This is a genomic window from Collimonas sp. OK607 (assembly GCF_900111995.1).
Lineage (GTDB): Bacteria > Pseudomonadota > Gammaproteobacteria > Burkholderiales > Burkholderiaceae_D > Collimonas.
Window position 1 is genome coordinate 64,075 of record NZ_FOKF01000003.1, and the last position, 25,410, is coordinate 89,484.

Sequence of the window (25,410 nt, forward strand, 5' to 3'; positions counted from 1 at the left end):
AAACAGTCTCGGTTTTTTTGCTTACACTGATGTCTTGCGAATGAGAAAGAGTCGTAGGAAGGGTTATTACCGCGCCTGACCAGGCTGCTTTTCGTCTCATTTGCACCTTATTCCAACTAGCCATTCCATCACCATGCAAACCGCTGCCAAGCAGATTTCCCCCACGCTGGGATCGCACGATGCCGAAAAAACCGGTTTTCGCGTATTGGGCGCTATCAGTTTTGCCCATTTCCTGAATGACATGATCCAGTCGCTGATCTTGTCGATCTATCCGCTGCTGAAAGGTAATTTCAATCTCAGCTTTGCGCAGATCGGCCTGATTACCCTGACTTACCAAATTACCGCATCGATCTTGCAACCGCTGGTGGGGCTGTATACCGACAAACATCCCAAGCCGTATTCACTGGCATTGGGAATGGGCTTTACCTTGGTAGGGCTGCTGATATTGTCGGTCGCGCCGAGCTACGGCATCTTGCTGTTCGCGGCGGCCCTGGTCGGTACCGGTTCATCCATCTTCCATCCCGAGTCGTCGCGTGTGGCGCGTATGGCTTCCGGCGGCCGCCACGGGCTGGCGCAATCGATATTCCAGGTAGGCGGCAATGCCGGCAGTTCCATGGGGCCGTTGCTGGCGGCATGGATTGTGATTCCGCACGGACAGACCAGCATCGCCTGGTTCTCTGCAGCAGCGTTGCTGGCGATTGTAGTGCTGTGGCAGATCGGTAACTGGTACAAGCGCAAGCGTATGGAGGCCAAAGGCAAGCCGGCTAAAGTAAAGCAGCACTATGTGGCGCTGCCGCGCAAGAAGGTCATGTTCTCGATCGGTATCTTGCTGATGCTGGTTTTCTCGAAATACTTTTACATGGCCAGCCTGAGCAGCTACTTCACGTTTTACCTGATCGATAAATTCCAGTTGTCGGTACAGTCGGCACAGCTGCATTTGTTTGTATTCCTGTTCGCGGTAGCTGCCGGTACCGTGCTGGGCGGCCCGATCGGCGACAAGGTTGGCCGCAAGCTGGTGATATGGGTATCGATTCTGGGCGTTGCGCCGTTTACCCTCATGCTGCCGTATGCCAATCTGTTCTGGACCGGCGTGCTGACGGTGGTGATCGGCGTGATCCTGGCTTCTGCATTCTCGGCCATCCTGGTATTCGCCCAAGAGCTGGTGCCTGGCAAAGTTGGCACCGTGTCAGGGCTGTTCTTCGGATTTGCTTTCGGAATGGGCGGTATCGGCGCCGCCGCCCTGGGTCAGCTGGCGGACATGACGAGCATCCGTTTTGTCTATCAGGTCTGCTCTTTCCTGCCTTTGATCGGCTTGCTCGCGGCGTTCCTGCCGAATCTTGAGGGGCATCGGCGAAAAGTTGCTGGCTGATTGAAAATTCACGTAAAAAAAGCGCGCTGTCGACAGCGCGCTTTTTTTTTTCTATCTGCTACCGCATTACAGCATCGCGGCATTATTTCTTCTGCTTGGCCACCCACTGTTCCAGCGCCTGCAGCGTATTGCTGACATGTTTATCCGGATCCAGGCTGCTGTATTCGTAAATGATGCGGCCGTTGGGAGCGATCACGTACGATACCCGGTCGGCGTAGCTGGTTTTGGAAAGCAGCACCGAATCGTAGGACTTCATGATCTTCTGGTCCTGATCGGCGGCAACCGGGAATTTACTGCGGCATTCGCTGACTGAAAATTTGTTGAGCGTGTCGATGTTGTCGGCTGAAACGCCGATTACGGAAGCGCCGAGCGCTTTGTACTTGTCGACTGCATCGGCAAACAAGTGAGCCTCAATGGTGCAACCCTTGGTGAAGGCGGCCGGATAAAAGTAGAGTACTACCGGGCCTTTTTTCAGTTCGTCGGCCAGGGAATAGCTGAATATCTTGCCCCCGAGAGAGGTCTGGGTCGTAAATGACGGTGCTTGTTCGCCAGCCTTGAGGGCGGCAAAGGCCGGCGCTGCAACAGCACTGCAAACCAATAAAACGGCAATCAATCGTTTCATGAGGACTCCTGGTTAAAGATAGGTAGCATCATGCGTCGAGATCGCAGCGTTGTCCAATCACGTGTTCAGCCTGCGCAGGTGAAAAGCTAAAGTGACAAGCTGCTTAACGGCCGTGCCAGCCGCCACCGCCCCAGCCTCTGCCACCCCATCCACGCGAGTAGCCAATGCCGATATCCACGCTTGGCGCCACATAGACAGGTGCCGGAGCGTAGTAGCCGCCACCGTAATAGCCGCCGCCATAATATGCGTCACCACCGTACGGATAGGCGACGCAGCCACCCAGCAGCAAGGTTGTGCCCAGTAAGGTTACACCTATTAAAAGTCGTTTGTTCATGAGGCTCTCCATCCATTGTTCTAATACAAATTGGATATAAGCCTAGCAGATAAGTTCAGCTTGGGAAGGGCAAGATGTATCACGCAAATTTGGTGACGAATGGGAGTATGTTTAAATAATTTTTAAAATAAGGATGAAATTCACTGATTTTTTTCATATACCCCGCCCAGTATTGGCGCGTAGCATAGGAATTGATGTGCTACTTTTACAATCGGTAACCAAATTCACGATGGAATCGATCATCGATTTCGGCACGGTCAGGTGTGTGATTCTGTGGGCCTTGATGGGCAATCTTGATGCTGCCCATCAAACTGGAGAGACGACCGGTGGTAGCCCAGTCCATGCCGTTGCTCAAGCCATACAGCATGCCGGCGCGGAAAGCGTCGCCGCAGCCGGTAGGATCCAATACTTGTTCGGCCTTAACGCAAGGAATGTCGATTTTTCCGCCAGCGGTAAATATCTCCGCGCCTAGTTCGCCGCGGGTAACCACCAGCGCCGATACGCGCTCGGCAATTTGCGGCAGCGACAAGCCGGTACGTGAAGCCAGCATCTCGGCTTCGTAATCATTCATGGCGATGTAGGTCGCGAGCTCGATGAAATGCTTCAATTCGTCGCCGTTGAACATCGGCATGCCCTGGCCCGGATCAAAGATCAGCGGAATGCCCTGCGCCACGCAATCGGCAGCGTGTTGCAACATGCCGTCGCGGCCATCGGGAGCCACGATCGCCAGTTTGACCGGACCAGCATCGGCCACTTTATTTTCGTGCGAGTAGGTCATCGCGCCTGGATGGAAGGCGTTGATCTGGTTATTGTCGATGTCTGTGGTGATGAAGCATTGCGCAGTGTAGATCGACTCGATGGTGCGCACGGTTTTGCGCGAAATGCCTTGTTGATCCAGTCTTGCAAGATAATCGCCGGCATCGTGGCCGACGGTGGCCATGATTTGCGGATCACCACCCAGCAACTTCAGGTTATAGGCGATATTGCCGGCGCAGCCGCCAAAGTCGCGGCGCATGGTTGGCACCAGGAACGAGACGCTGAGTTTGTGCAATTGATCCGGCAACAGCGAATCCGAGAAACGTCCCGGGAATTGCATGATGACGTCGAAAGCCAGTGAGCCGCAGATGAGAGAGGACATATTAATTGTATTTTGTAGGACAGGGTTTAAATGTAGGGTGGGCACGAAGCGCCCACGCGGGAATTCACAACATCTACGAGACGATTAACGACACCGAGTTTAGCATTACGGATAATACAGATATACCCGGTAACCCGATGCCTTCAGCTGCAATAGCTCAAAACCCAGTTTCACAGGCTGTTCCTGGTCACTGCCGAAACCCTGCGCGGAGCTGACCGATGCGTTCAAATAATCGTGAGGCGCAAATACCCGCCGCACTATCGCCTTCTCATTCGCATCGTTCAAAGTCAGCTCGATGTTGGGCCAGGCTTGCACAGTGTCGCTGCGATTGCGCAGCAACAGGTTGAGTGAAAACAGATTGCGTGCCGGATCCACTGCCTGCAGTTCATTAGCCTCGATCGAAATACTGTCGATTTTCATAGGCAGGCCAACCGTACAGCCGATTTTCGCGCAGGCGCTGATCAACGCCGGCTTGAACTGCGGCATGCGTGCTGCCAGCTGGTCGCGGAAAAAATACGTCGACTGCCCAATCAATCCAACTAGTAATAGTGCGCCTATGCCCCACATGGCTCCGCGCAGCGGGCCGCCGAGGCGCTGCCTGCGTCGTGCGCTCAGGACGAAGTCTGGTTCATCGCTGGCATCCAGTTCGGGTTCGGCAGTTTTCTCGCGGCTTTTCTTTTTGCTACTGCTTTCGCTGCTGTCGGTCGCGTTCGAGGAGGCTGCAGCTGCGGCATTCTTTTCTCCGCGCCATGGCTTGCGTTGAAGCTCGTCGATGATGCGGTCGAGCTCGTCATCGTCGCTGTGCGCGGTACCGTCTTTTGCTCCGGTTTTTGCCGGCAGCGGGTAATCGTCTTGCCCCGCAACGTGCATCAAGGTCATGCGCGCCATCTGATGATCTTCGTCATCGCTATGGTTATCGTCTACATGGCGATGCCAGACATTCGGCGCCGGCGAACTGGTTGTCGGTTCGTCCGGGTCGGTGGCGGCGGACGGCTTGATCAAGCCGAATGGCGTGTGATGCACATCGGCTGGCGCCGATTGACTGGTTTCTTCAGCGATGCGTAAATCTTCTTCGAGGCCATCAATCGCGGCTTCTACCCGATCCGACGCCGTGATCTTCGTTTCGGGTGCGTTTTGAGGTGTGCTTTTATGTGTGTTAACGACGACCGGTTCGCTGATGCTTATCGTCGGTAGCGGGTGATCGGTTGCAACCACGGCTGCCGGCATTGGTTCTGGCGCCGGCTCCTGCTGTGGTGCGTTGTGAACGGCAGGTGGCGGTTCATCATGTTGAGGTTCTGCTACGGCAGTCTGGCCGGAGTCGAGAGCATGGGTTTGAACGGTGTGGACTTCTTGCTCTGGCGCCGCTGCAGGTGTAGCTACCGGCGTTGCCGATGGGGTTGCCACTTCGGGCCGCACCAGGTGTTCGATGCCGTTGAAGACTTCGCGGCAGCTGCCGCAGCGCACCAGGCCGCCGCGAAGCTTCAGCTGGTCATTGGCGACCCTGAAGGTAGTTTGACAATGCGGACATTGGGTCGCGAGCGCCATGGCGTGCTGCTTACTTCAGGCTTCCGGACAACGCTACCCAGCCGTCCTGCTCTGCCCAGACGGTCAACGGAATCCATTGCGCGTAGGCGGCAATGACATCATCAGCCTGCTCTGCCAGCACGCCGGACAGAGTCAGGCTGCCGCCGGCCGCGATGCGGCTGCACAGCATCGGCGCCATCAGCTTGAGCGGGCCGGACAGGATGTTGGCCACTACGGTATCGAACACTTGCAGTGGGCTTTTCGTGCTGAAATCTTCCGGCAGATAATAGGCGACGTCGCAATGATTGCGTTCGCTGTTGTAACGCGCCGCATCGATCGCGTGCGGGTCGATATCGACGCCGATGACGGTGGCGGTGCTACCGAGCTTCTTGGCAACCATGGCAAGGATGCCCGAGCCGCAACCGTAATCGAGTACCGATTGCGGTTTTTGCAACGGCACATGGATTTCCAGCCACTCCATGCAGAGGCGGGTGGTGGGATGGCTGCCGGTGCCGAACGCCAGGCCCGGATCGAGTTCCAGGATCAGGCCGTTGGCGTCGGGCGCATCGTGCCAGCTAGGCACCACCCAGATATTCTTGCCGATATGGATCGGTTCAAATTGGGATTGCGTCAGGCGCACCCAGTCCTGTGCTGCGACCGGACGCAGAGAGTAGGGTGGGACCGCGACGCCACAAGCTTTGGCGGCGTTGTTGACGATAGCATCGTGATCGGCATCGACCTCGGCGAGAGCCACCACCCGGCTGCGTTGCCAGGCGGCTTCCTTGGGCTCCATGCCGGGTTCGCCGAACAGAGGTTGTTCAGCGGCGGTTCCCAGGTCAGCATCTTCTACCGAAACCGATAAGGCGCCAGCATCCATCAACGCATCAGACAGCGTCTCGGCGTCGCTCAGTGCAACTTCAATAACAATTTCGGTCCAGCTCATCAGATGCCTTACTGTGTGTTGTGGATCGTCGCCCGAAGGCGAGTATCCGTACTTATTTCTTTACCGCTTTATCTGTTTCCTTCGGCGCCACCGGCCGTTCGGCCAGCTTGTGCTCCAGATAGTGGATGTTGGTGCCGCCTTCAATGAAACGGGCGTCAATCATCAGCTCGCGATGCAGCTGAATGTTGGTTTGTATGCCTTCCACTACCATTTCCGACAGAGCAATCTGCATCCGCTTGATAGCTTGCTCGCGAGTGGCTCCATAGGAAATCACCTTGCCCACCATCGAATCATAATGCGGCGGCACGAAATAGCCGGCATATGCATGCGAATCAACCCGGATGCCAGGGCCGCCAGGCGCGTGCCATGACAGGATTTTGCCAGGAGATGGCGTGAATTTGAATGGGTCTTCGGCGTTGATACGGCATTCGATCGCGTGGCCGGATAGCTGGATATCGCGTTGGCGGAAGCGCAGCTTTTCGCCGGCCGCAATACGAATCTGTTCCTGCACGATGTCGATGCCGGTGATCATTTCGGTGATCGGATGCTCAACCTGAACCCGGGTATTCATTTCGATGAAATAGAACTCGCCGTTTTCATACAGGAATTCAAATGTGCCGGCACCACGGTAATCCATCTTGCGGCAAGCTTCGGCACAGCGATCGCCGATTTTTTCGATGATCTTGCGCGGGATGCCTGGCGCCGGCGCTTCTTCGATGACCTTCTGGTGGCGGCGTTGCATCGAGCAATCGCGTTCACCCAGCCAGACGGCGTTCTTGAACTGGTCGGCGAGGATCTGGATTTCCACGTGGCGCGGATTTTCCAGATATTTCTCCATATACACTTCCGGATTGCCGAACGCGGCGCCGGCTTCGGTCTTGGTCATGGTTACCGCGTTGGCCAGCGCCGCTTCGGTGTGCACCACGCGCATGCCGCGTCCGCCGCCGCCGCCGGCTGCCTTGATGATGACCGGATAGCCGATCTTGCGGGCAATCTTGACGACTTCCTTCGGATCATCCGGCAAAGCGCCTTCAGAGCCCGGTACGCAAGGCACGCCGGCACGGATCATGGCTTGTTTGGCAGATACTTTATCGCCCATCAAGCGGATATTCGCCGGCCGCGGGCCGATGAAAACAAAGCCTGATTGTTCAACGCGTTCAGCGAAATCGGCATTTTCGGACAAGAAGCCGTAGCCAGGGTGGATTGCCTCGGCATCGGTGACTTCTGCGGCGCTGATGATGGCCGGCATGTTGAGATAACTCAGGCTGGACGGCGCAGGGCCGATACAGACCGATTCATCTGCCAGTTTCACATACTTGGCGTCACGATCAGCCTCGGAATGGACCATCACGGTTTTGATGCCCATTTCACGGCAGGCGCGTTGGATGCGCAAGGCGATTTCGCCGCGGTTGGCGATAAGGATTTTTTCAAACATAGTAATTGGTATATGCGTCGCTAAAAGTTAAGCGTTATCAAGCATTGGGTTGGTAACACAGGCCTCGCATGACGGCGGAAGACGGCCCTGCATTAACAACCAGAACGGCGAGACCCGTATAACGCGGATGCCGCCGTGCAGACTACTCAGTGATGACGTAATGGTATTAATTAGCCAATAATAAACAATGGTTGGCCGAATTCGACCGGTTGGCCGTTTTCCACCAGGATCTTCTTCACTACGCCAGAAACGTCGGCTTCGATTTCATTCAGCAATTTCATTGCTTCGATGATGCACAGGGTGCCGCCTTCTTTGATTTCCGAGCCGATTTCGACAAACGCTGGCGAGCCGGGAGCCGACGAACGGTAGAAAGTGCCGACCATAGGCGATTTGACAATATGGCCTTCCGGTACTGCTTCTACCGGTGCCGCGGCAGCCACTGGTGCCTGCGCTGGCGCCGCTACCTGATATTGGGCAGGGTGTTGTTGCGGTTGCATCATGACAACCTGGTTTTGCTGGGAAGCAGACGACTTGACGATACGGACCTTGCTTTCGCCTTCGGTCACTTCAAGCTCTTCGATGTCTGACTCCGCGACCAGGTCGATCAGCGTTTTGAGTTTTCTCAAATCCATATGCAATCCTTCAGAATATATTAATGAAAAGCTATTTTCGTTTTTTTGACAGACAGCTCAGCGCAGTTGCAAAGAATCTGCAAAGACTCAGTAGCTACTGCAAGGCTATCAACTAGAGTTTCTTAATGGCAAAATCAACTGCGGCGCGGTAACCATCCACACCCAAACCGCAAATGACACCCACTGCGACTTCCGATAAATAGGAATGATGCCGAAATGCTTCTCGCTGGTGGATGTTCGAGATGTGGACTTCGATAAAACGGATTGCCACTCCCGTTAATGCGTCGCGTAAGGCCACGCTGGTATGCGTAAGCCCACCGGGGTTGATCACAATGGCGTCGACGCCTTCTGTTTTGGCCGCGTGGATGCGGTCTATCAGTGCGCCTTCGTGATTGCTTTGGAAATGCTCAAGCCGAGCCCCGGCGGCAGTTGCCTGGACCCGTGCTGCTTGTTCGACGTCGCTCAGCGTGGTCGAACCGTAGACTTCTGGCTCTCTTGTACCCAGCAAATTCAGGTTGGGTCCGTTGAGTAGAAGTATATTTTTTGCCATGGAGATGACGCTCCGTTTGACGATGATGGCCGCATTTTGCCGTCAAATGGCGTTGACTGGCAAGGGGAAATTTGTTTCTGTTAAATTTCAGCGGGGCAATATGAATTATTTTTCCCGGGAGCGCCAAGGCTACAGCAATCCCAGATCTTTTCGTAACTCGTCGAATTTAATGCTACCCAGGTACATTTTTTTTACCTGGCCATCGCGGCCTATCAAGACGGTGAAGGGCAAGCCGCCGCTCTGGTTGCCGAACTGCCGCAGCAGCGCAGTGGCGCCAGTACCGGCTACATACAATGGGTAGGAGATTTTATATTTTTCCGCAAATTTAGCGATGTTGTCGGCGGAATCGATACCGATGCCGACGATTTGAATATTTTTAGCGGCTATCTCAGCCTGCAGTGCATTCAGTTCCGGCATCTCTTCCACGCATGGCGCACACCAGGTTGCCCAGAAATTGACGACCAGGGGTTTGCCCTTCAGTTGGGACAATGCACTGGTCTTGCCACTGGCGTCAGGCATTTCCTGCGCTAGCAGACTGGCTACCGCCACGTTTTCAGGAGATGCAGGCGTATGGCGTTGGACGCCAAAATAAACGCCGATCACGCAAAATAGAATGGCAATCGGCACAAATATGAATATATTTCTTTTCATTAATCTTCTTTTTGATTGTCTTCCGGATTGATCAATGCAAGTACCGCATTGTGATCGGCCCGAATCACACGCTCGGCCCGTTTACCGGATGCGGCCCTGATACTACCGCGCAAATCGTCAGTTTCATATAGCGTGAGATGAACTCCTTCTTTTTTATACATGAAACTTACGGTTTCCACCGGCTCGTTATTACCGCTAGTTTTAAGGGGCGGGCTAGTCGACAGCTCAAATTGTACATTCTTGTTAAAAAGGAAAATTTCGACATCTTTGGGGCTGTCGACAAACAGGTGTAAATAGATGTCCGAGTGTTCCCCGGCAGTGCCGTTGAGGACCGCGCCTGTAAGATAAGGCTTAAATTGCCTCAGCTCGCCCATGATTTCTGCGGCGATCCTGCGCAAATGCAAGAGTCGCGCCGGTTGCGTATCGGCAAAGAATAATTCGTTATATATACGCACTTCTTCTTCGATCTGGGCGTTATCAGGCAGGAATTCACCACGGATTTTACCGCCGCCTCGTTTGCTGCCGACGCACAGTTCCACAGCTTTACGCTTCGCAGTGCCATAATCGGCGCCGTCCTCGGCAATCATGCGGGCCGCCGCCGCCGCAATTTCCGCGCGCAGTTGTTCTAGTTCGGGTGAGAGATTGGATGTCATGACAGGGATGATAAATCGATTTGACGGCATCCGTCCTGCAGCCTGAGGGATATGTGGATGAATGTGCAACTAATTGCAACTAAGCTGACCGGGCAGAATCTGAAACTACTTGCCGGTTTTGTGTTTCCCACCCCCTGCATTCCACTTTTTCCAAGCCCTGTTACCGGGTGCGGCGGCCGCTCAGGTAAAATCACGGTATTCCTCTTTTCTGCATAGTGAAACTCAAGAATGCATATTCATATCCTTGGTATCTGCGGCACCTTTATGGGTGGTTTGGCGGTGCTGGCCAAACAGGCCGGGCATAAAGTCACCGGCTGCGATGCCAATGTGTACCCACCGATGAGTACCCAGCTCGAAGAGCAGGGGATTACCTTGATTCAAGGCTTCGGTGTCGAACAAACTGCTTTGCAGCCTGATTTGTACGTAATCGGCAATGTTGTGGTGCGTGGCAATCCGCTGATGGAAGAAATCCTGAATCGCGGCTTACCCTATATCTCGGGTCCGCAATGGATCGGCGAGCATATTCTGCGCGACAAGTGGGTTCTGGCGGTGGCCGGCACCCACGGCAAGACCACGACTTCAGCGATGCTGGCCTGGATCCTGGAAGACGCCGGTTACGATCCGGGTTTTCTGATCGGCGGCGTGCCGATGAATTTTGGCATATCGGCGCGTTTGTCGGGTAAGGCCGGCGCTGGCACAGAGGCATCGTCATTCTTTGTCATCGAAGCCGATGAGTACGACACGGCATTTTTCGACAAGCGCAGTAAATTCGTCCATTACCACGCCAAGACCGCGATTCTGAATAACCTGGAATACGATCATGCCGACATCTTTCCCGATCTGGCGGCGATCGAAACCCAATTCCATCACCTGGTTCGCACCATCCCTGGCGTCGGCCGGCTGATCGTCAACGGCCGCGAACCGGCATTGCAGCGTGTGCTGGACCGCGGATGCTGGAGCGAAAAGGAATTTTTCGGCGGTGATAACGATCGGCAGGGCTGGTCGTTGCGCACGCAAGACAATGGCAACTTTGAAGTGGGTTTCAATGGCGAACCGCAGGGCACGGTGCAGTGGGAATTGAGCGGTGAGCATAATCGCATGAATGCCTTGGCCGCAATTGCCGCCGCCCGCCATGTCGGCGTGCCGCCAGCGCAGGCCATTGATGCCTTGTCCCGCTTTGAAAATGTTAAGCGGCGCATGGAATTGCGCGGCAGCGTCCGCGAGATAGCGGTGTACGACGATTTTGCCCACCATCCAACCGCAATCGCTACCACGGTCGCCGGTTTGCGCAAAAAAGTAGGTGCGGCACGGATCTTGGCAGTGCTCGAGCCGCGCTCGAACACGATGAAGCTGGGCGCCATGAAAGAAGCGCTGCCGGGTAGCCTGAGCGAGGCCGACCTGGTGTTCGGCTATGGCGCCAAGGGCACCGGCAAGGACGCGCTGGATTGGAACCTGGCCGCAGCTTTGCAGCCGCTTGGCAGCAAAGCGAGTTCTTACGACCAGCTCGACCAGCTGGTGGCGGCGATCGTCAAGGCGGCCAAACCAGGGGACCAGATACTGGTGATGAGCAACGGCGGTTTCGGCGGCGTCCATCAAAAAATTCTGACTGCGCTTTCTTTGTCGTTGCCGGAATTGCAATGATCTTGTATCTGCACGGTTTTCGATCTTCGCCGCAATCGTTCAAGGCACGTCTGCTAGCCGAACGCATGCAGCAGCTGGGGCGGGCTGCCGAATACCTGTGTCCACAACTGCCGGCATCACCTGCTGTCGCGATTGCTTTGGCGCGCGACTGCATTCAAGATTGCGATCCGGCTGACCTGACCCTGATCGGCTCCTCGCTCGGCGGTTACTACGCCACCTGGCTGGCCGAGCAACTGGGTTGTCGTGCTGTGCTGCTGAATCCGGCAGTCAAGCCACCGCGCGACCTGGAAAAATATGTTGGTGTCAGCACGCAATATCATTCCGATGAGCCATTTGAATTCAAACGCGAGTACATCGATGAATTGCGGGCTTTGCAGATCGAACAGATCACCCGACCGGAGCGTTATTTCCTGATTGCCGCCACCGGTGACGAAGTGCTCGACTGGCAAGAAATGGTCGGCCATTACCCGCAAGCGAGGCAACAGGTGATACAAGGCAGCGATCATGGCATCAGTGAATTTGCCGAGTACGCCGATGCGGTACTGGCATTTTGCGGGATTGCAATCGACCCGGCATCGACGGCGGGGGCTTGATGTCACGTTCCCGTACTTACGCCCAGTGGCATGATCATGCCAACGGCGTCGATCCCTCCGATAACTTGCGCGACTGGCTGACCGATCCGGTCTCGCTGACCTATAAGCTGATGGCGCATTGCCAACAGTTTCGGGTTCAGCGCTTGCGCCAGCAGCGCGCCATGTGCCTGGCCGAGGAATGGCAGGCGATCGGCTTGCCGCGCCGCCTTCAGGTGCAGGAGCGGGATGTGTTGCTGCGTTGCGACGACCGTCCCATGGTGTTGGGGCACACTGTGCTGGCACTCGACGCGACGACCACGGAATGGCCGTTTTTCGGCTCCCTCGGTGAGCGCTCACTTGGCACCACGCTGTTTGGCGATCCGCTGGTGCAGCGTGGGCAACTGCAATTTGCCCGCCTGTATGGCGATCATCCGTTGGTGCGGCGCATGTGCGCTGCCAGTGGCCAGGACAATTTTCCTTACCCGTTATGGGCGCGGCGCTCGGCCTTCCGCCGCAAAACCGGCGTCATGCTGGTGACAGAAGTATTTTTTCCCGAGATCGAGGAGTTGCGGCGCGCCCGCCCGGACATAAAGGTGCTGTCCCCCGGTTTTTCGGTTTCCTCTGATTTATCCCGGCAAATTCATCCGGCACATCAATTACTATCATTTGGCGCTGCAAGATAAGCACAAGCTGCTGGCAGCGGTATCATCAGAAATCCACACGTAAAGCATGCAATGAATCTATTTTTTGAAGAGTCCGGCGACTTTAAAGCAGGTGTTGTACTGTCGCAGCAAGGCGAGGCCTATCAGGTCGAACTGCAGTCGGGCAAACGCAGCAAGGTCAAGTCCAAGGACGTGTTGTTGCAATTCACCACACCGACACCGCAGCAGTTGTTGGAAGACGCGCAACAAATCGCGCAACAGATCGAACTCGATTTCCTGTGGGAAGTCGCGGGCCAGGAAGAGTTTGGATTCGCCGAACTGGGCGCGGAATATTTCGGCCATGCACCGCTGCCGACGGAAGCTGCGGGTTTGTTGTTAAGCCTGCACACAGCGCCGATTTATTTTTATAAGAAGGGCAAGGGCCGTTACAAGGCTGCGCCGGAAGCCTCGCTGAAAGCAGCCCAGGCCGGCATCGAAAAGAAAAGACAGCAAGCCCTGGTCCAGGCCGAATACGTCGAACAGCTGAAGGCAGGGAAATTGCCCGATGTGATGAAGCCGCTGGCGCTGCAGCTTTTGTTCAAGCCGGACAAGAACAGCCTCGAATACAAGGCGCTGGAGGCCGCTTGCAATGAATTGCAAACTTCGCCGCAGCGCTTGATGCTAACGGTCGGCGGCATAGCCTCACCGAAGGAATTGCATCTCTCCAAATTCCTGCTGGAATTTTTCCCCAAAGGTTCCGGATTTCCCAATATCGCGATTCCTGCAGTGGCGGATCTGCCGCTGGCGCCGGTGCAGGCATTTTCCATCGATGATGTGACCACCACTGAAATCGACGATGCCTTGTCGGTGCAGACGCTGGCAGACGGCAAGGTACGGATCGGGATTCATATCGCCGCTCCGGGTTTGGGCATCAAGCGCGGCGATGCGCTGGACGCGATTGCTCGCCAGCGTATGTCGACCGTGTATATGCCAGGCGACAAGATCACCATGCTGCCGGACGAACTGGTAGAGGCTTTCACTTTGGCCGAAGGAAAAAACTGCCCGGCGCTGTCGCTGTACGCCACTCTCGATCCTGCCGACTGGAGTGTGATCAGCACGGAAACCAAGGCTGAACTGGTGCCGATTTCCGCCAACCTGCGCCACAACACGCTCGACGATTTGGTGACCGAAGAAAATCTCGCCAACGACGCCGGCGACTATCCGCACAAGGCTGACATTGCCGTGTTGTGGAAATGGATACAGGTATTGGAGCAAGGCCGCATGGCCAAGCGTGAAAGTTTCGGCTTGCGGCCAGAGCAAAACAACCGGGTCGATTTCAACTTCTATGTAGAAGACGATGTTGTCACCATCGCGCGCCGCAAGCGCGGTGCGCCGCTCGACAAGATCGTCGCCGAATTGATGATCTTTGCCAACAGCAGCTGGGGCAAGCTGATGTCCGATCATGGCGTGCCCGGCATCTATCGTGCACAAGGTGGCGGCAGCGGCGGCTGGGTGGCCAAGATGCAGGTACGCATGGTCACTCACGCCGCGCCGCATCAAGGACTGGGGGTCGATCAATACGCGTGGAGCACCTCGCCCTTGCGTCGTTATACCGACCTGGTCAACCAGTGGCAGATCCTGGCTTGCGTCGAAGGCGGCGTCGCTGCGCCGCTGGTAGCGCCATTCAAACCGCGCGATGCCGATCTGTTTGCGATCGTCTCCGGTTTCGATGCCGCGTATTCAGGCTATGGCGATTTCCAGTCGAATATGGAACGCTATTGGTGCCTGCGCTGGCTGGGGCAGGAGCAAGCACGCCAGGTTGACGCGGCGGTGCTGAAAGATGAAATCTTGCGCCTGGCTGAGATTCCGCTGATTATCAAATTGCCAGGCATGCAACAGCTGGCGCGCGGAACCCAGGTCAAGCTGGATATCATCCGCTGGGATGAGGTCGATTTGACGGTCGAGGCACGTTTGCTGGAAGTCTGCGCTGCGCCAAGCGCCGATGCTGAAGAGCAGGAGCCGGGCGAGGATGAGGATGCGGATGAAATTTCCGAAGAGCTGGATGCTGCAATGGATATGCCGCATGAAGTAGTTGAAGCGCCGTTGGCGGATCAACCTGATGAGGGGACACCGGTTCCGGAAGGCGAGCCGGCAGTTGATACGAAGAGCCCGTAGGGTGGGCAAGTTTTTTTGCCCACGCGTTAGCGACGCAGGTGATGTTGAGTTCACGCGTGGGCACGATGTGCCCACCCTACGGATAAGCGAAGAAAGCAACGGTAAATTTCCCGTAGGCATCTCGCTTTGTCGTAGAATCCCTCTCTTTTATAGCGACTTTTAGCTCACGCGTGAAATCCTTTTTCCAAAATCGAATCCTGGTCGGCGCCATCGCAGCGTCGGTACTCGCGCATGCGGCGTTGCTGGCGGTACGGTTTGCGGCGCCGGAAGCGTTCAAGCTGAAGCCCACCGATCCTGCGCTCGAAGTGATCCTGGTGAACGCCAAGCACAATACCAGGCCGGTCAAGCCTGAGGCGCTGGCGCAAGCTAATCTGGATGGCGGCGGTAACGCCGATGCCGGCCGCGCCAAATCGCCGCTGCCCGATATGCGCAAGTCGGAAGATGGCGACAACGTACAGGCGACCAAGCGCAGGATCGAGCAGCTGGAACAGCAGCAACAGCAAATGCTGGCGCAAATGCGCAAGGACACACCGTTGAAGATGCCGGCCATGGATCTGCACGACAAGGCTAGCGAGAACACGCCGCAGCCTACCGGCAGCGATCTGGTTGAGAGCGCCAAGGCGATCGCCCGCAAGGAAGCGGAAATCGCCAAGAATATCGACGATTACAACAAGCGGCCGAAAAAGACGCAGATCACCCCTAGCACGCGCGCAGTTGGCTACGCCGCTTATTACAAATCGTTCCAGGACAAGGTCGAAAAACTGGGCACCTTGAATTTTCCGAAAAAGAACGGCAGGAATTTATACGGCAGGCTGGTGGTGTACATCCCCATTTACCAGGACGGCTCGCTATACACGCGAGAGGGCGGTCCAAGAATCGAGCGCGGATCCGGCAATCCGGACCTGGATCGCGCAACCCTGAAAATTATTGAGCGCTCGGCACCGTTCGGGCGCTTTCCTGAAAATATGCGCAGCAGCGGCAAAGACGATGTATGGGAAGTGATTTCCACTTTCGAGTTTACCCGTGAGGGACAGCTGGAAGCGCAACTGATGGGTGGGAGTAATCAATGACCGCTGTACCTTCGTTCGCCGCCTACGTTGTGATCGGCAATCCGATTGCGCATAGCAAGTCTCCCGACATCCATGCACGCTTTGCTGCCGCTACCGGTCAAGACATGGAGTATGCACGCTTGCTGGCGCCGCTCGACGGTTTTGTCGCGACAGTGCGGGAATTCGTCGCGCAGGGCGGCCGCGGCGCCAATGTCACTGTGCCATTCAAGCTGGAAGCGTATGCGCTTGCCAGCAAGTTGACGGCCAGAGCCAAAGCCGCAGGTGCGGTGAATACCTTGAAGTTCGATGGCGATGAAATATTGGGTGATAACACCGATGGCGTCGGCCTGGTAAACGATATCGTGCTGAATGCCGGTTTCGACCTCGCGCATAAAAAAATCCTGTTGCTGGGAGCCGGCGGCGCCGCGCGCGGCGTCTTGCTGCCGCTGTTGGAATGCCGGCCGGCGCAGCTGACAATTGCTAATCGCACCACCGCCAAAGTACTCGAGCTGGTGCAGCAGTTCCAGCAATATAACGTTGGCGCTCGCACATTGAGCGCTTGCGGTTTTGCCGAAGTACAGCAGCAATACGACCTTGTGATCAATGCCACCTCCGCCAGTTTACAGGCAGAGTTGCCGCCAATCTCCGCCAGCGCATTCGGCCCGGCGACACTGGCCTACGACATGATGTATGGCGCGCAGCCAACCGTGTTCATGCAGTTTGCGGCAGCCCATGGCGCCCAGGTACGTGACGGTTTGGGCATGCTGGTGGAGCAGGCGGCAGAATCGTTTTTTGTCTGGCGCGGCGTGCGGCCGCATACCGATGCCGTGTTTGCCGCCTTGCGTGCGCAGCTGTAAGTGTTTGTCCGGTAGTTTGTTAAATCGATTATTTGCAGGGAATCAAAATGAAGTCAGCCGGTAAAATTTTCCTGCGCATATGCATGCTGCTGATCGCCGCAGTTCTGCTGTTGCAGGTTTATTTTTTCGTACAGATCTGGTGGTGGGTCGATCATAATCCTGGCTCCACCAGCTTCATGCGGCATCGTTTGTCGGAGTTGCAGGAAACCGTACCGGACGCGCAATTGCAATTCAAATGGGTGCCCTACGCACGCATCTCGACTAATCTGAAGCGGGCGATTATCGCCTCTGAAGACGCTAATTTCTCAGAACATGACGGCGTCGACTGGGATGCCCTGCAGCAGGCCTACGAGAAAAATACCAAAAAGGGCAAGGTGGTGCGCGGCGGTTCCACCATCACCCAGCAACTGGCGAAAAACCTGTTCCTGTCCGGTGAACGCAGTTACCTGCGCAAGGGGCAGGAACTGATCATCACCTACATGCTTGAGTTCTGGATGGACAAGGAACGCATATTCGAAATTTACCTGAATGTGGTGGAGTGGGGCAATGGCGTTTTCGGCGCCGAGGCTGCCGCCCAGCATTACTTTAGAACCTCTGCCAGCAATCTGGGCGCCAGCCAGGCAGCGCGACTCGCGGTGATGCTGCCGAAGCCGCGTTTTTACGATAAGAATCGCGGCTCGGCTTATTTGTCGCAACGTACCGGGCTGATCTTGCGACGCATGGGATCAGCTGAATTGCCTTAATATACGGGTCTGCCGAAGGTTGTTTAAATTGCAGCGAGTGCCGGTTATCGGGACGCAAGAAATTTAACAGCAGCTTCTCTGAAAAACAGTCTCCGAGGTAAGCATGATCAATGTATTTGTTTTGCAGAATGGCCGTCTCAACCAGGTCAACATCGAGAGTCACAGCGATCTTGAGAAAGTGCAGCCGGTATGGGTCGACCTGACTGAGCCGAACGATCAGGAGCGTGCCTGGGTCAAGAGTATTTACGGCGTGACTTTGCCGGGTGAAGACGAGGTCAAGGATATCGAAGCCTCGGCCCGTTATTACGAAGCCGAAAACGGCGACCTGCATCTGCGCACCGATTTTCTGTTTGAAGAAGACGACGGTCCGTCGTCCACCGTTACCGTGGCCTTTATCCTGGCGCGCAATATTTTGTTTTCGGTGCACGGAGAAGACCTGCCGGTGTTTCGCCTGGTGCGCATGCGTGCGCGCTCGCGGCCGGGGTCTATAGGCGACTACAAGGACGTGCTGCTGGATCTGTACCAGACCGATGCCGAGTACTCCGCCGACGCCCTGGAGGGCGTATACAAGAAGCTGGACGAGGTTAGTCAGCGCGTATTGCAAAAGAAACTTACCGACCAGGCCGCGGCCGAAGCTTTGAGCGCCATGGCGCATGAAGAAGATTTGAACGGCCGGATCCGGCGCAACATGATGGATACGCGCCGCGCGGTAAGTTTCCTGATGCGTGGCCGTTTATTGAACGTGGATCAGTTTGAAGATGCACGGCAGATTTTGCGCGACATTGAATCGCTCGACGGCCACACCGCATTCCTGTTCGACAAGATCAACTTCCTGATGGATGCGACGGTGGGTTTCATCAACATCAATCAAAACAAGATCATCAAGATATTCTCGGTCGCGTCGGTAGCGTTTTTGCCACCCACCTTGATCGCCAGTATCTACGGCATGAACTTTCGCTTCATGCCGGAGTTCGACTGGTCTCTCGGCTACCCGTTTGCGCTGGTCCTGATGGTGTGTTCAGCGATCACGCCGTTCTGGTATTTCCGCCGACGTGGCTGGTTGAATTAAAAAGAAACTTGCGCAACAAGGAGTAGGGTGGGCAGGATTTTCTGCCCACGCTGAGGTGCAACCATCCGCGCGGGCATTTATGTCCACCCTACATTACGCCAGTTGCGCAAACGCGCCGCGCGCAGCCGCGACAGTCGCCTCGATCACCGCATCGTCATGCTGCGCCGATACAAAGCCTGCCTCGAATGCCGACGGCGCCAGATACACGCCGGCGTCCAGCATCGCATGGAAGAATTTGTTGAACAGATCCTTGTTGGACGCCATCACCGCTGCGTAAGTGCCAGGCACCGTTTCCGCAAAATACAAACCGAACATACCGCCGATCGCATCGCCGCAGAAAGTCACGCCGGCATCCTTGGCGGCCTGGCTCAGGCCGTTAACCAGTTTGCTGGTTTGCGCTGTCAGGTTGGTGTAAAAACCAGGTTCCTGGATCAGCTTGAGCGTGCTCATGCCAGCCGCTACCGCCACCGGATTGCCGGACAGCGTGCCGGCTTGATAGACCGAACCCAGCGGCGCCATTTGGCCCATCAAATCGGCACGTCCGCCGAACGCCGCCACCGGCAAACCGCCGCCGATGACCTTGCCCAGCGCGGTGATGTCCGGCTTGATGTCGTACAGCGCCTGGGCACCGCCCAGCGCTACCCGGAAGCCGCACATGACTTCGTCGAAAATCAATACAGTGCCGTACTGCGTACACAGGCGTCGCATGGTTTGCAGGAATTCCGGTGTGGCGCGCACCAGATTCATGTTGCCGGCAACCGGCTCGACGATCACGCAGGCGATCTGGTCGCCCATGTCCTTGAAGGCATCTTCCAGTTGTTGGGTGTTGTTGTAATCGAGCACCAGCGTGTGCTTGACGAAATCTTCCGGCACGCCGGCCGAGGTCGGATTGCCAAAGGTCAGCAAGCCGCTGCCGGCCTTGACCAACAGCGAATCGGCGTGGCCGTGGTAGCAGCCTTCGAACTTGACGATCTTGTCGCGGCCGGTGGCGCCGCGCGCCAGGCGCAGTGCGCTCATGGTGGCTTCGGTGCCGCTGGAAACCAGGCGTACTTGTTCTATCGACGGCACCAGCTTGCAAATCTCTTCGGCGATTTCAATTTCGCCTTGGGTCGGCGCACCAAAACTCAGGCCGCGCGCAGCCGCATCCTGCACTGCCTTGATCACGGTCGGGTGAGCGTGGCCGACAATTGCCGGGCCCCAGGAGCCGATGTAATCGATGTAGCGGCGGTCGTCGGCATCCCAGAAGTAAGGGCCTTCGGCGCGCGTGATGAAACGTGGTGTGCCGCCCACAGAGCGGAAGGCGCGCACCGGCGAATTGACGCCGCCAGGTGTGGTCAGTTGGGCGCGGGCGAACAGGGTATCGTTATTGGAAGTCATGTACTTGATAATCGTCAGAAATTCGTCGGAAATAAATGTTGGTAAGGCGCTGTTTTTAGCACTGCACCACAAGAAACAACAAGAAGCTCAGGGGGCGTCGCCGACATCCTCGTCACGCCGTTCCAGGCCTTCTTCACGAGCCCAGAAATACCGGTCCGGGATCAGTTTCCCCATTCCCAGTCGTTGCGCTGCGGTGACTGCCGCCAAGGTGAATTCCTGCGCTTCTGAAACTGCTTCAGGTACGTCCAGGCCGTTTGCCAGCATCGCTGCAATCGCCGCCGACAAAGTGGTGCCGGCGCCGCTGAACGAGCCGGAAACGCGCGGCCACGAATCTTGCCTGACCACGCCCGATTCATTGAACAGGGTGTTGCCGATTTCGGCGGCGGAGGTTGGCGTGCCGGTGACGAACAAGTATTCGCAGCCGAGTTCGATGATACGCATCGCATCGATGCTCATCATGTCTTCGGACGAAGGTTCGCGCCAGGTTTCTGCCAGGCGCGACAACTCGACCGCAGATACCAGCATCACCGTGGTTTGTGGAATCAGCAGTTCGCGGATTGCGGTCAGCAAGTCTTCGCTGTCTTGCCCCTGATCCGGCATGGCTGACAGAAAAGGGTCTAGAATCAGCGGGATTTCCGGATAATCGGAGACGATCTCGGCGATCACCGAGACGCTTTCGATACTACCGACGGCGCCTACCTTGAAGGCCGCCACCGGCATATCCTCCAGCAGCACGCGCGCCTGGTCGGCTACCCAGTCGGCGTCGATTTGCTGGGTATCTTCGATGCGGGCGGTATCGCCGATCAGGATAGACGTGATGACAGAAAGGCCATGACAGCCCATGGCGGAAAAAGTGGCCAGATCGGCCTGAATTCCGGCAGCGCCGACGGGGTCGGCAACGCCGAAGGTCAATATAAGAGGAGAAGTTTGGTTTTGCACGGCGGGTAGATTAAGATATCCGACTTTGCATTTTACTTGATTGAAGGGTCGCCGCTGTGAGCAATAACGAAACTACCAAAACTGAGTTCAAAACCTGGATGTGTCTGATTTGCGGCTGGGTCTATGACGAGGAAGCCGGTTTGCCGGAAGAAGGCATTGCGCCCGGCACATTGTGGGACGATGTTCCGATGAACTGGACTTGTCCGGAATGCGGCGCGCGCAAAGAAGATTTTGAAATGGTTGCGATTTAAGCCAAATACCACATTTTCATTGCAGGAATATCAAGTTATCGTCTCAAGTTACAAAATAAATTGAACTTTATCGGCTACCTGTAAGAAACATTGTTCTAAGGAATGTCTTTCTTTGTTACAGTGACGCCGTAGATTTATCTGGATTGAATGAGACAATTTCATGACAACATCACTTGGCGGCGTCAACCTGAAGGTAATGGTAATTGACGATAGCAGCACAATCCGGCGTTCTGCGGAGATTTTCCTGAGCCAGGCTGGTTATCAGGTGGTACTTGCCGAAGATGGTTTCGACGCTTTGGCAAAAGTGAACGATCACAAGCCTGCGCTGATTTTCTGCGACATCCTCATGCCGCGCCTGGATGGCTATCAAACCTGCGCCTTGATCAAAAAAAGCGCTAAATTCCATGCTACGCCAGTGATCATGCTGTCGTCCAAAGACGGCCTGTTTGATCGCGCGCGCGGCGCCATGGTCGGTTCTGACGAATATCTCACCAAACCGTTTACTAAAGACAGTCTGCTGAAGGCAGTGCGCCAGCACACCCAGACGGCGGAAGGTGTTATCCCGGTTACTGCATAAGTTGCTGCTTAATTTGCAACATAAGGCAGGCTAACTGATTTACATAATTTGAAGTACGAAGCAAATAAAGGTTGAACATGGCCATACAGAAAATTCTCATCGTCGACGACTCGCCAACCGAGCGTTATTTCCTGACCGATATCCTGGCGAAGGCTGGCTATTCGGTGTCGACTTCCGAAAACGGCGAAGGCATCCTGGACAAGATCAAGGCGGACAAGCCGCAGCTGATCCTGATGGATGTGGTGATGCCCGGCCAGAACGGCTTCCAGGTAACGCGCTCGATTACGCGTGATGACGACACCAAGGATATCCCTATCATCATCTGCAGCAGCAAGGGTTTGGAAACCGACCGTATCTGGGGCTTGCGCCAAGGCGCACGCGATTATCTTGTGAAGCCTATCGATCCCAAGGAACTGCTGGCAAAAATCGCAGCGCTTGGTTAATTGAAGCGCTGCAAACGCCGGATTTAACGTTGCTGAATTCACGCCAAATGAGCGCCCAATCAATATGACCCAATCAAGCTCGCATCTGACGGCAGAAGCATCGCCTTCGTCGCTACCTGTCAATAAGGTCGCACTTGACGCCGACTCGCGCCGCAGCCGGCTGCGCGAATTCCAAACGCATTTGCTGGAGCGGATGCAAGCCGCGCGTAGCGGTACTGATGAGCAGGAAAACCAGCTTGGCTTGTTGATCGGACAGACGCGCTGGTTGTTGAATTTGCAAGAGGCCGGCGAGATCGTCGCTGTCGAGCAGATTTCACGCGTGCCGCTGACCCACGACTGGTATCTGGGACTGAGCAATGTGCGCGGTACGCTGATCAGCGTGATCGATTTTGCGCGTTTTCAGGGCCATGGCGTGACGCAAATTGACAAAGAGTGCCGGATTGTTGCTTTCGCACCGACATTTTCGTTCAACAGCGGCTTGCTGGTTTCCCGTGTTTTGGGCCTGCGCAACGTCGCCCAGATGACCTTGCAGGCCGCGGATTCACTGGATCAGACGGGCGCCAAACGCTATCTCGATAGCGACGCCCAGGTCTGGACCGAGCTGAGCATGGCCCAAATCTTGCACGACCCTCGTTTTTTACAAGTAGGTTTATGAGTCCCAGGTACTGTTGCAACAGCGGTTGCAACGGCAGCAGTATCCGGTGGCAGCGAATTGGCAATTAGGAGATTCTGTAATGGCATTCAAACTACCGTCTTTATCCAAGGCGGCCAAGGAAGAGCAGGGCGAAGCAGGAGATCGTTTCATGCAGGACGCATTGATGCATGACCCGGAACAGACTGTCATGGAAGAACGTTTCATTCCTGAGCCGTCGCCCGCGCCGACATTGACGCCGATCGCTGCGCCGCAACCGGCGCCGACGCCGGCGTTTGCCGCCGCTCCTCAGGAAACTGCCAAAGAATCCGCTGCTGCTGCAACCGGTGCTGCCACTGCTACCGCTTTTGGCAGCGCAGCGGCCAGCATCGCCAGTCCTGATTCCACACCACTGCCGTTGATCGGCAAGTTGCCGCAACAGAAGCAGATCCGTCTTCTGGTGACTGTGCTGGTCGGCGCTTTGCTGCTGACTATCTTGTTCCTGTGGCTGAGCGCCAAGAGCTCGGCGATGAGCTCGACCCAGACCCAGATCGCCGGTGACGCGCTGATGCACTCGCAGCGTATCGGTAAGGCGACGCCGAATGCGATTCAGGGTAATCCTGAAGCGTTTAAGCAGTTGGCCGACAGCCGCAAGGAATTCAACCAGGATTTGAGTATCCTGATGAAGGGCGGCGACTACAAGGGTCACAACATCGGCACGCCAAGTGCGTCGATGGATTCCAAGCTGAATGAAGTGAACAAGGTCTGGTCGAATACCGACAAGGCAGCGGACACTATCCTCAAGCTGCAAAAGGAATTGACCAGTTTCGGTGTGACGCTGCAAAAACTGAACGGCATCTCGCCGAACCTGCTCGATCTGTCGGAACAGATCGCGACTCTGAAAACCCAGACCGGCGCCACCCCGCGCGAAATCGCTGCATCGTCGCAGTTGGTCATGTTGACCCAGCGTCTCGGTCGTAGCGCCAATGAATTCCTGACCTCGGAAGGTGTGAACCCGGAAACGGCGTTCTTGCTGGGTAAAGATACGAATACTTTCCGCGACATCGTCAGCGGCTTCCTGAACGGTAGCGACGTACTGCGCTTGCCGGCCAGCAAGAGCGAAGAAGAGCGTAGCAAACTGACTGAACTGGAAAAGAGCTTTGCCGAGTATCAGGAATCGGTGGCTTCGATTCTGGGCAACATGCAGAACTTCGTTTCCGCTAAACAATCGGAACAACTGATCTTTACCGAGAACGAAAACCTCAAGCAACGCCTGAGCGCATTGCAAGATACCTATCGCGATGCACAAGACTCGCAAAGCATCTGGTTCTGGCTGATGTTGCTGGCTGCATTGACTACTCTGCTGGCAGCAGCAGGGATTGCCTGGGTCCAGGTGCAGGACGGACGTCACCGTACCCACGAAGCTGACGTACGCCGGATGGAAGCGGAAGAACAGCGTCTGCAAGCGATCCGCCAGGAAGAAGATGCAAGTAACGCCAACGACCAGAACCAGGCCGCGATTTTGCGCCTGATGAATGAATTGCAGGAAGTTGCGGATGGTGACTTGACGGTGCAGGCGACGGTGTCGGAAGACATTACCGGCGCGATTGCCGACTCGGTTAACTACACGGTGGAAGAGTTGCGCGGGCTGGTTGGCCGGGTTACCGCAACCGCACAGCAGGTGACAGTGGCGTCGGACCAGGCGCAAAGTATTTCGATCGAACTGCTGGCTGCGTCGCAACGGCAGTCGCGCGATATTCAAGAAACCACGCAAGCGGTTCTCGATATGGCGACCCAGATTACCGACGTATCCAAATCGGCTAGTGAATCCGCTGAAGTGGCGCGGCAGTCGGTTAGTGCAGCGGAAGAAGGCTCCAAGGCGGTGGAAAACGCGATTTCCGGCATGAACGAAATTCGCGAACATATCCAGGAAACTTCCAAGCGCATCAAGCGGCTGGGTGAATCGTCACAGGAAATTGGTGAAATCACCGAACTGATTTCAGACATTACCGAACAGACCAACGTGCTGGCGCTGAACGCAGCGATCCAGGCCGCTTCGGCTGGTGAAGCCGGTCGCGGATTCTCGGTGGTTGCGGAAGAAGTTCAGCGTCTGGCGGAACGTTCCGGTGCAGCGACCAAGCAGATTGGCGCGCTGGTACGTACCATTCAGACCGACACCCACGATGCGGTGGTGGCGATGGAGCGTTCGACGCAAGGGGTGGTCGAAGGAGCCAAGCTGTCAGATGCGGCCGGTGCGGCGTTGTCGGATATCCGACGCGTTTCGAACCGTTTGGCGGAACTGATTCAAAGCATTTCTTCCACTACCGAGCAGCAGGCCAACTCGGCAAACGGCGTGGCTACCAACATTCAAAACATTCTTTCAGTTACCGAGAAAACACGGGAAGGTACACGACAGACGGCTTTGTCGATTCGTGAACTGTCCAAGCTGGCAGAAGATTTGAAGAGCTCGGTATCGCGTTTCCGCGTGACCAATTAATGTGTAGCACCGTGCTTGCTGTCCTTCATCCGGACCAGCAGGCGCGGTATCCTTGCCCAAATTTGTGCGGCAGTTGCGCTCTTGGGTAATGGGTATG

The 25,410-nt window shown here is 55.9% G+C and carries 26 protein-coding genes; 14 read left to right on the forward strand and 12 right to left on the reverse strand.

Translation table 11 applies throughout. The features are described 5' to 3' along the window. Positions 1–133: 133 nt before the first annotated feature. Positions 134–1,369, forward strand: coding sequence for an MFS transporter (locus BM029_RS03565; protein ID WP_092414561.1), 1,236 nt, complete (start codon positions 134–136; stop codon positions 1,367–1,369). 82 nt (positions 1,370–1,451) lie between these two features. Here the strand turns inward: BM029_RS03565 and BM029_RS03570 are convergent, their stop codons facing one another. The 10 genes from BM029_RS03570 to BM029_RS03615 all read right to left on the reverse strand — a co-directional run bounded on the left by BM029_RS03570 (position 1,452) and on the right by BM029_RS03615 (position 9,851). Further along, positions 1,452–1,991, reverse strand: coding sequence for a peroxiredoxin (locus BM029_RS03570; RefSeq protein ID WP_092432703.1), 540 nt, complete (start codon positions 1,989–1,991; stop codon positions 1,452–1,454). Positions 1,992–2,094: 103 nt separating this feature from the next. Then, positions 2,095–2,325, reverse strand: coding sequence for a hypothetical protein (locus tag BM029_RS03575; protein WP_092432705.1), 231 nt, complete (start codon positions 2,323–2,325; stop codon positions 2,095–2,097). A 205-nt stretch (positions 2,326–2,530) separates the two neighbouring features. Continuing rightward, positions 2,531–3,463 (reverse strand): carbohydrate kinase family protein, encoded by a 933-nt coding sequence (locus BM029_RS03580; RefSeq protein ID WP_092432707.1) that lies wholly within the window; start codon positions 3,461–3,463, stop codon positions 2,531–2,533. 105 nt (positions 3,464–3,568) lie between these two features. Beyond that, positions 3,569–5,008 (reverse strand): DUF3426 domain-containing protein, encoded by a 1,440-nt coding sequence (locus tag BM029_RS03585; RefSeq protein ID WP_092432708.1) that lies wholly within the window; start codon positions 5,006–5,008, stop codon positions 3,569–3,571. A 10-nt stretch (positions 5,009–5,018) separates the two neighbouring features. Beyond that, the gene (gene prmA / locus BM029_RS03590) at positions 5,019–5,930 is read right to left on the reverse strand and encodes a 50S ribosomal protein L11 methyltransferase (protein WP_092432710.1); all 912 of its coding nucleotides are present in this window, start codon (positions 5,928–5,930) and stop codon (positions 5,019–5,021) included. A gap of 52 nt (positions 5,931–5,982) precedes the next feature. Beyond that, positions 5,983–7,365: an acetyl-CoA carboxylase biotin carboxylase subunit gene (gene accC / locus BM029_RS03595; RefSeq protein WP_092432714.1), complete on the reverse strand. Its 1,383-nt coding sequence runs from the start codon at positions 7,363–7,365 to the stop codon at positions 5,983–5,985. 170 nt (positions 7,366–7,535) lie between these two features. Beyond that, positions 7,536–7,997, reverse strand: coding sequence for an acetyl-CoA carboxylase biotin carboxyl carrier protein (accB, locus tag BM029_RS03600; RefSeq protein WP_092432717.1), 462 nt, complete (start codon positions 7,995–7,997; stop codon positions 7,536–7,538). 112 nt (positions 7,998–8,109) lie between these two features. Then, complete coding sequence (gene aroQ / locus BM029_RS03605) at positions 8,110–8,547, reverse strand: type II 3-dehydroquinate dehydratase (protein ID WP_092432718.1); 438 nt, start codon at positions 8,545–8,547, stop codon at positions 8,110–8,112. A gap of 129 nt (positions 8,548–8,676) precedes the next feature. Beyond that, positions 8,677–9,198 (reverse strand): TlpA disulfide reductase family protein, encoded by a 522-nt coding sequence (locus tag BM029_RS03610; protein WP_092432720.1) that lies wholly within the window; start codon positions 9,196–9,198, stop codon positions 8,677–8,679. Further along, entirely contained in the window at positions 9,198–9,851 is a 654-nt protein-coding gene (locus tag BM029_RS03615) for a hypothetical protein (RefSeq protein WP_092432721.1), read from the reverse strand. The genes BM029_RS03610 and BM029_RS03615 overlap by 1 nt, the downstream gene beginning before the upstream one ends. Before the next feature lie 228 nt (positions 9,852–10,079). On the opposite strand from BM029_RS03615, the gene mpl reads away from it, so the two are divergent. The 8 genes from mpl to corA all read left to right on the forward strand — a co-directional run bounded on the left by mpl (position 10,080) and on the right by corA (position 18,598). Next, positions 10,080–11,492, forward strand: a complete 1,413-nt coding sequence (gene mpl / locus BM029_RS03620) for a UDP-N-acetylmuramate:L-alanyl-gamma-D-glutamyl-meso-diaminopimelate ligase (protein WP_092432723.1) — start codon at positions 10,080–10,082, stop codon at positions 11,490–11,492. Continuing rightward, the gene (locus BM029_RS03625; protein WP_092432725.1) at positions 11,489–12,085 is read left to right on the forward strand and encodes a YqiA/YcfP family alpha/beta fold hydrolase; all 597 of its coding nucleotides are present in this window, start codon (positions 11,489–11,491) and stop codon (positions 12,083–12,085) included. Before mpl ends, BM029_RS03625 begins: the two co-directional genes overlap by 4 nt. Next, positions 12,085–12,747, forward strand: a complete 663-nt coding sequence (locus BM029_RS03630) for a chorismate--pyruvate lyase family protein (RefSeq protein WP_092432727.1) — start codon at positions 12,085–12,087, stop codon at positions 12,745–12,747. The genes BM029_RS03625 and BM029_RS03630 overlap by 1 nt, the downstream gene beginning before the upstream one ends. A gap of 51 nt (positions 12,748–12,798) precedes the next feature. After that, the gene (locus BM029_RS03635) at positions 12,799–14,880 is read left to right on the forward strand and encodes a ribonuclease catalytic domain-containing protein (RefSeq protein WP_244544885.1); all 2,082 of its coding nucleotides are present in this window, start codon (positions 12,799–12,801) and stop codon (positions 14,878–14,880) included. Between the two features lie 170 nt (positions 14,881–15,050). Then, the gene (locus tag BM029_RS03640; RefSeq protein WP_092432729.1) at positions 15,051–15,950 is read left to right on the forward strand and encodes a TonB C-terminal domain-containing protein; all 900 of its coding nucleotides are present in this window, start codon (positions 15,051–15,053) and stop codon (positions 15,948–15,950) included. Next, entirely contained in the window at positions 15,947–16,786 is an 840-nt protein-coding gene (aroE, locus tag BM029_RS03645) for a shikimate dehydrogenase (RefSeq protein ID WP_092432731.1), read from the forward strand. Before BM029_RS03640 ends, aroE begins: the two co-directional genes overlap by 4 nt. A gap of 47 nt (positions 16,787–16,833) precedes the next feature. After that, a complete protein-coding gene (gene mtgA, locus BM029_RS03650) occupies positions 16,834–17,529 on the forward strand; it encodes a monofunctional biosynthetic peptidoglycan transglycosylase (protein ID WP_092432733.1) in 696 nt (231 codons plus the stop codon). A gap of 103 nt (positions 17,530–17,632) precedes the next feature. Further along, on the forward strand, positions 17,633–18,598 hold the full coding sequence (gene corA / locus BM029_RS03655) for a magnesium/cobalt transporter CorA (RefSeq protein ID WP_092432735.1): 966 nt from the start codon (positions 17,633–17,635) through the stop codon (positions 18,596–18,598). 93 nt (positions 18,599–18,691) lie between these two features. On the opposite strand, the gene hemL is transcribed toward corA, so the two are convergent. Both hemL and BM029_RS03665 read right to left on the reverse strand, forming a co-directional pair. Next, positions 18,692–19,975, reverse strand: coding sequence for a glutamate-1-semialdehyde 2,1-aminomutase (gene hemL / locus BM029_RS03660; protein ID WP_092432738.1), 1,284 nt, complete (start codon positions 19,973–19,975; stop codon positions 18,692–18,694). Between the two features lie 87 nt (positions 19,976–20,062). After that, positions 20,063–20,914: a bifunctional hydroxymethylpyrimidine kinase/phosphomethylpyrimidine kinase gene (locus tag BM029_RS03665; protein WP_092432740.1), complete on the reverse strand. Its 852-nt coding sequence runs from the start codon at positions 20,912–20,914 to the stop codon at positions 20,063–20,065. A 98-nt stretch (positions 20,915–21,012) separates the two neighbouring features. Here BM029_RS03665 and BM029_RS03670 point away from each other — a divergent pair, with 98 nt between their 5' ends. From BM029_RS03670 to BM029_RS03690, 5 genes are all read left to right on the forward strand, one after another. Beyond that, on the forward strand, positions 21,013–21,165 hold the full coding sequence (locus BM029_RS03670; RefSeq protein WP_038495022.1) for a rubredoxin: 153 nt from the start codon (positions 21,013–21,015) through the stop codon (positions 21,163–21,165). 160 nt (positions 21,166–21,325) lie between these two features. Further along, positions 21,326–21,742, forward strand: coding sequence for a response regulator (locus tag BM029_RS03675; protein ID WP_092432742.1), 417 nt, complete (start codon positions 21,326–21,328; stop codon positions 21,740–21,742). Positions 21,743–21,819: 77 nt separating this feature from the next. Continuing rightward, a complete protein-coding gene (locus BM029_RS03680) occupies positions 21,820–22,185 on the forward strand; it encodes a response regulator (RefSeq protein WP_038485766.1) in 366 nt (121 codons plus the stop codon). Between the two features lie 64 nt (positions 22,186–22,249). After that, positions 22,250–22,840 carry a chemotaxis protein CheW gene (locus BM029_RS03685; RefSeq protein ID WP_092414582.1) on the forward strand — a complete coding sequence of 197 codons (591 nt, stop codon included), beginning with the start codon at positions 22,250–22,252 and terminating at the stop codon, positions 22,838–22,840. 79 nt (positions 22,841–22,919) lie between these two features. Continuing rightward, positions 22,920–25,313 (forward strand): methyl-accepting chemotaxis protein, encoded by a 2,394-nt coding sequence (locus BM029_RS03690; protein ID WP_244544886.1) that lies wholly within the window; start codon positions 22,920–22,922, stop codon positions 25,311–25,313. The last annotated feature ends 97 nt before the right edge of the window (positions 25,314–25,410 follow it).

What these genes read in the sequence shown, in the direction of transcription:
- BM029_RS03565 (WP_092414561.1), top strand. Translation starts at nt 134, where the DNA reads ATGCAAACCGCTGCCAAGCAGATTTCCCCCACGCTGGGATCGCACGAT.
- BM029_RS03570 (WP_092432703.1), bottom strand. Translation starts at nt 1,991, where the DNA reads ATGAAACGATTGATTGCCGTTTTATTGGTTTGCAGTGCTGTTGCAGCG.
- BM029_RS03575 (WP_092432705.1), bottom strand. Translation starts at nt 2,325, where the DNA reads ATGAACAAACGACTTTTAATAGGTGTAACCTTACTGGGCACAACCTTG.
- BM029_RS03580 (WP_092432707.1), bottom strand. Translation starts at nt 3,463, where the DNA reads ATGTCCTCTCTCATCTGCGGCTCACTGGCTTTCGACGTCATCATGCAA.
- BM029_RS03585 (WP_092432708.1), bottom strand. Translation starts at nt 5,008, where the DNA reads ATGGCGCTCGCGACCCAATGTCCGCATTGTCAAACTACCTTCAGGGTC.
- prmA (WP_092432710.1), bottom strand. Translation starts at nt 5,930, where the DNA reads ATGAGCTGGACCGAAATTGTTATTGAAGTTGCACTGAGCGACGCCGAG.
- accC (WP_092432714.1), bottom strand. Translation starts at nt 7,365, where the DNA reads ATGTTTGAAAAAATCCTTATCGCCAACCGCGGCGAAATCGCCTTGCGC.
- accB (WP_092432717.1), bottom strand. Translation starts at nt 7,997, where the DNA reads ATGGATTTGAGAAAACTCAAAACGCTGATCGACCTGGTCGCGGAGTCA.
- aroQ (WP_092432718.1), bottom strand. Translation starts at nt 8,547, where the DNA reads ATGGCAAAAAATATACTTCTACTCAACGGACCCAACCTGAATTTGCTG.
- BM029_RS03610 (WP_092432720.1), bottom strand. Translation starts at nt 9,198, where the DNA reads ATGAAAAGAAATATATTCATATTTGTGCCGATTGCCATTCTATTTTGC.
- BM029_RS03615 (WP_092432721.1), bottom strand. Translation starts at nt 9,851, where the DNA reads ATGACATCCAATCTCTCACCCGAACTAGAACAACTGCGCGCGGAAATT.
- mpl (WP_092432723.1), top strand. Translation starts at nt 10,080, where the DNA reads ATGCATATTCATATCCTTGGTATCTGCGGCACCTTTATGGGTGGTTTG.
- BM029_RS03625 (WP_092432725.1), top strand. Translation starts at nt 11,489, where the DNA reads ATGATCTTGTATCTGCACGGTTTTCGATCTTCGCCGCAATCGTTCAAG.
- BM029_RS03630 (WP_092432727.1), top strand. Translation starts at nt 12,085, where the DNA reads ATGTCACGTTCCCGTACTTACGCCCAGTGGCATGATCATGCCAACGGC.
- BM029_RS03635 (WP_244544885.1), top strand. Translation starts at nt 12,799, where the DNA reads ATGAATCTATTTTTTGAAGAGTCCGGCGACTTTAAAGCAGGTGTTGTA.
- aroE (WP_092432731.1), top strand. Translation starts at nt 15,947, where the DNA reads ATGACCGCTGTACCTTCGTTCGCCGCCTACGTTGTGATCGGCAATCCG.
- mtgA (WP_092432733.1), top strand. Translation starts at nt 16,834, where the DNA reads ATGAAGTCAGCCGGTAAAATTTTCCTGCGCATATGCATGCTGCTGATC.
- corA (WP_092432735.1), top strand. Translation starts at nt 17,633, where the DNA reads ATGATCAATGTATTTGTTTTGCAGAATGGCCGTCTCAACCAGGTCAAC.
- hemL (WP_092432738.1), bottom strand. Translation starts at nt 19,975, where the DNA reads ATGACTTCCAATAACGATACCCTGTTCGCCCGCGCCCAACTGACCACA.
- BM029_RS03670 (WP_038495022.1), top strand. Translation starts at nt 21,013, where the DNA reads ATGTGTCTGATTTGCGGCTGGGTCTATGACGAGGAAGCCGGTTTGCCG.
- BM029_RS03675 (WP_092432742.1), top strand. Translation starts at nt 21,326, where the DNA reads ATGACAACATCACTTGGCGGCGTCAACCTGAAGGTAATGGTAATTGAC.
- BM029_RS03680 (WP_038485766.1), top strand. Translation starts at nt 21,820, where the DNA reads ATGGCCATACAGAAAATTCTCATCGTCGACGACTCGCCAACCGAGCGT.
- BM029_RS03685 (WP_092414582.1), top strand. Translation starts at nt 22,250, where the DNA reads ATGACCCAATCAAGCTCGCATCTGACGGCAGAAGCATCGCCTTCGTCG.
- BM029_RS03690 (WP_244544886.1), top strand. Translation starts at nt 22,920, where the DNA reads ATGGCATTCAAACTACCGTCTTTATCCAAGGCGGCCAAGGAAGAGCAG.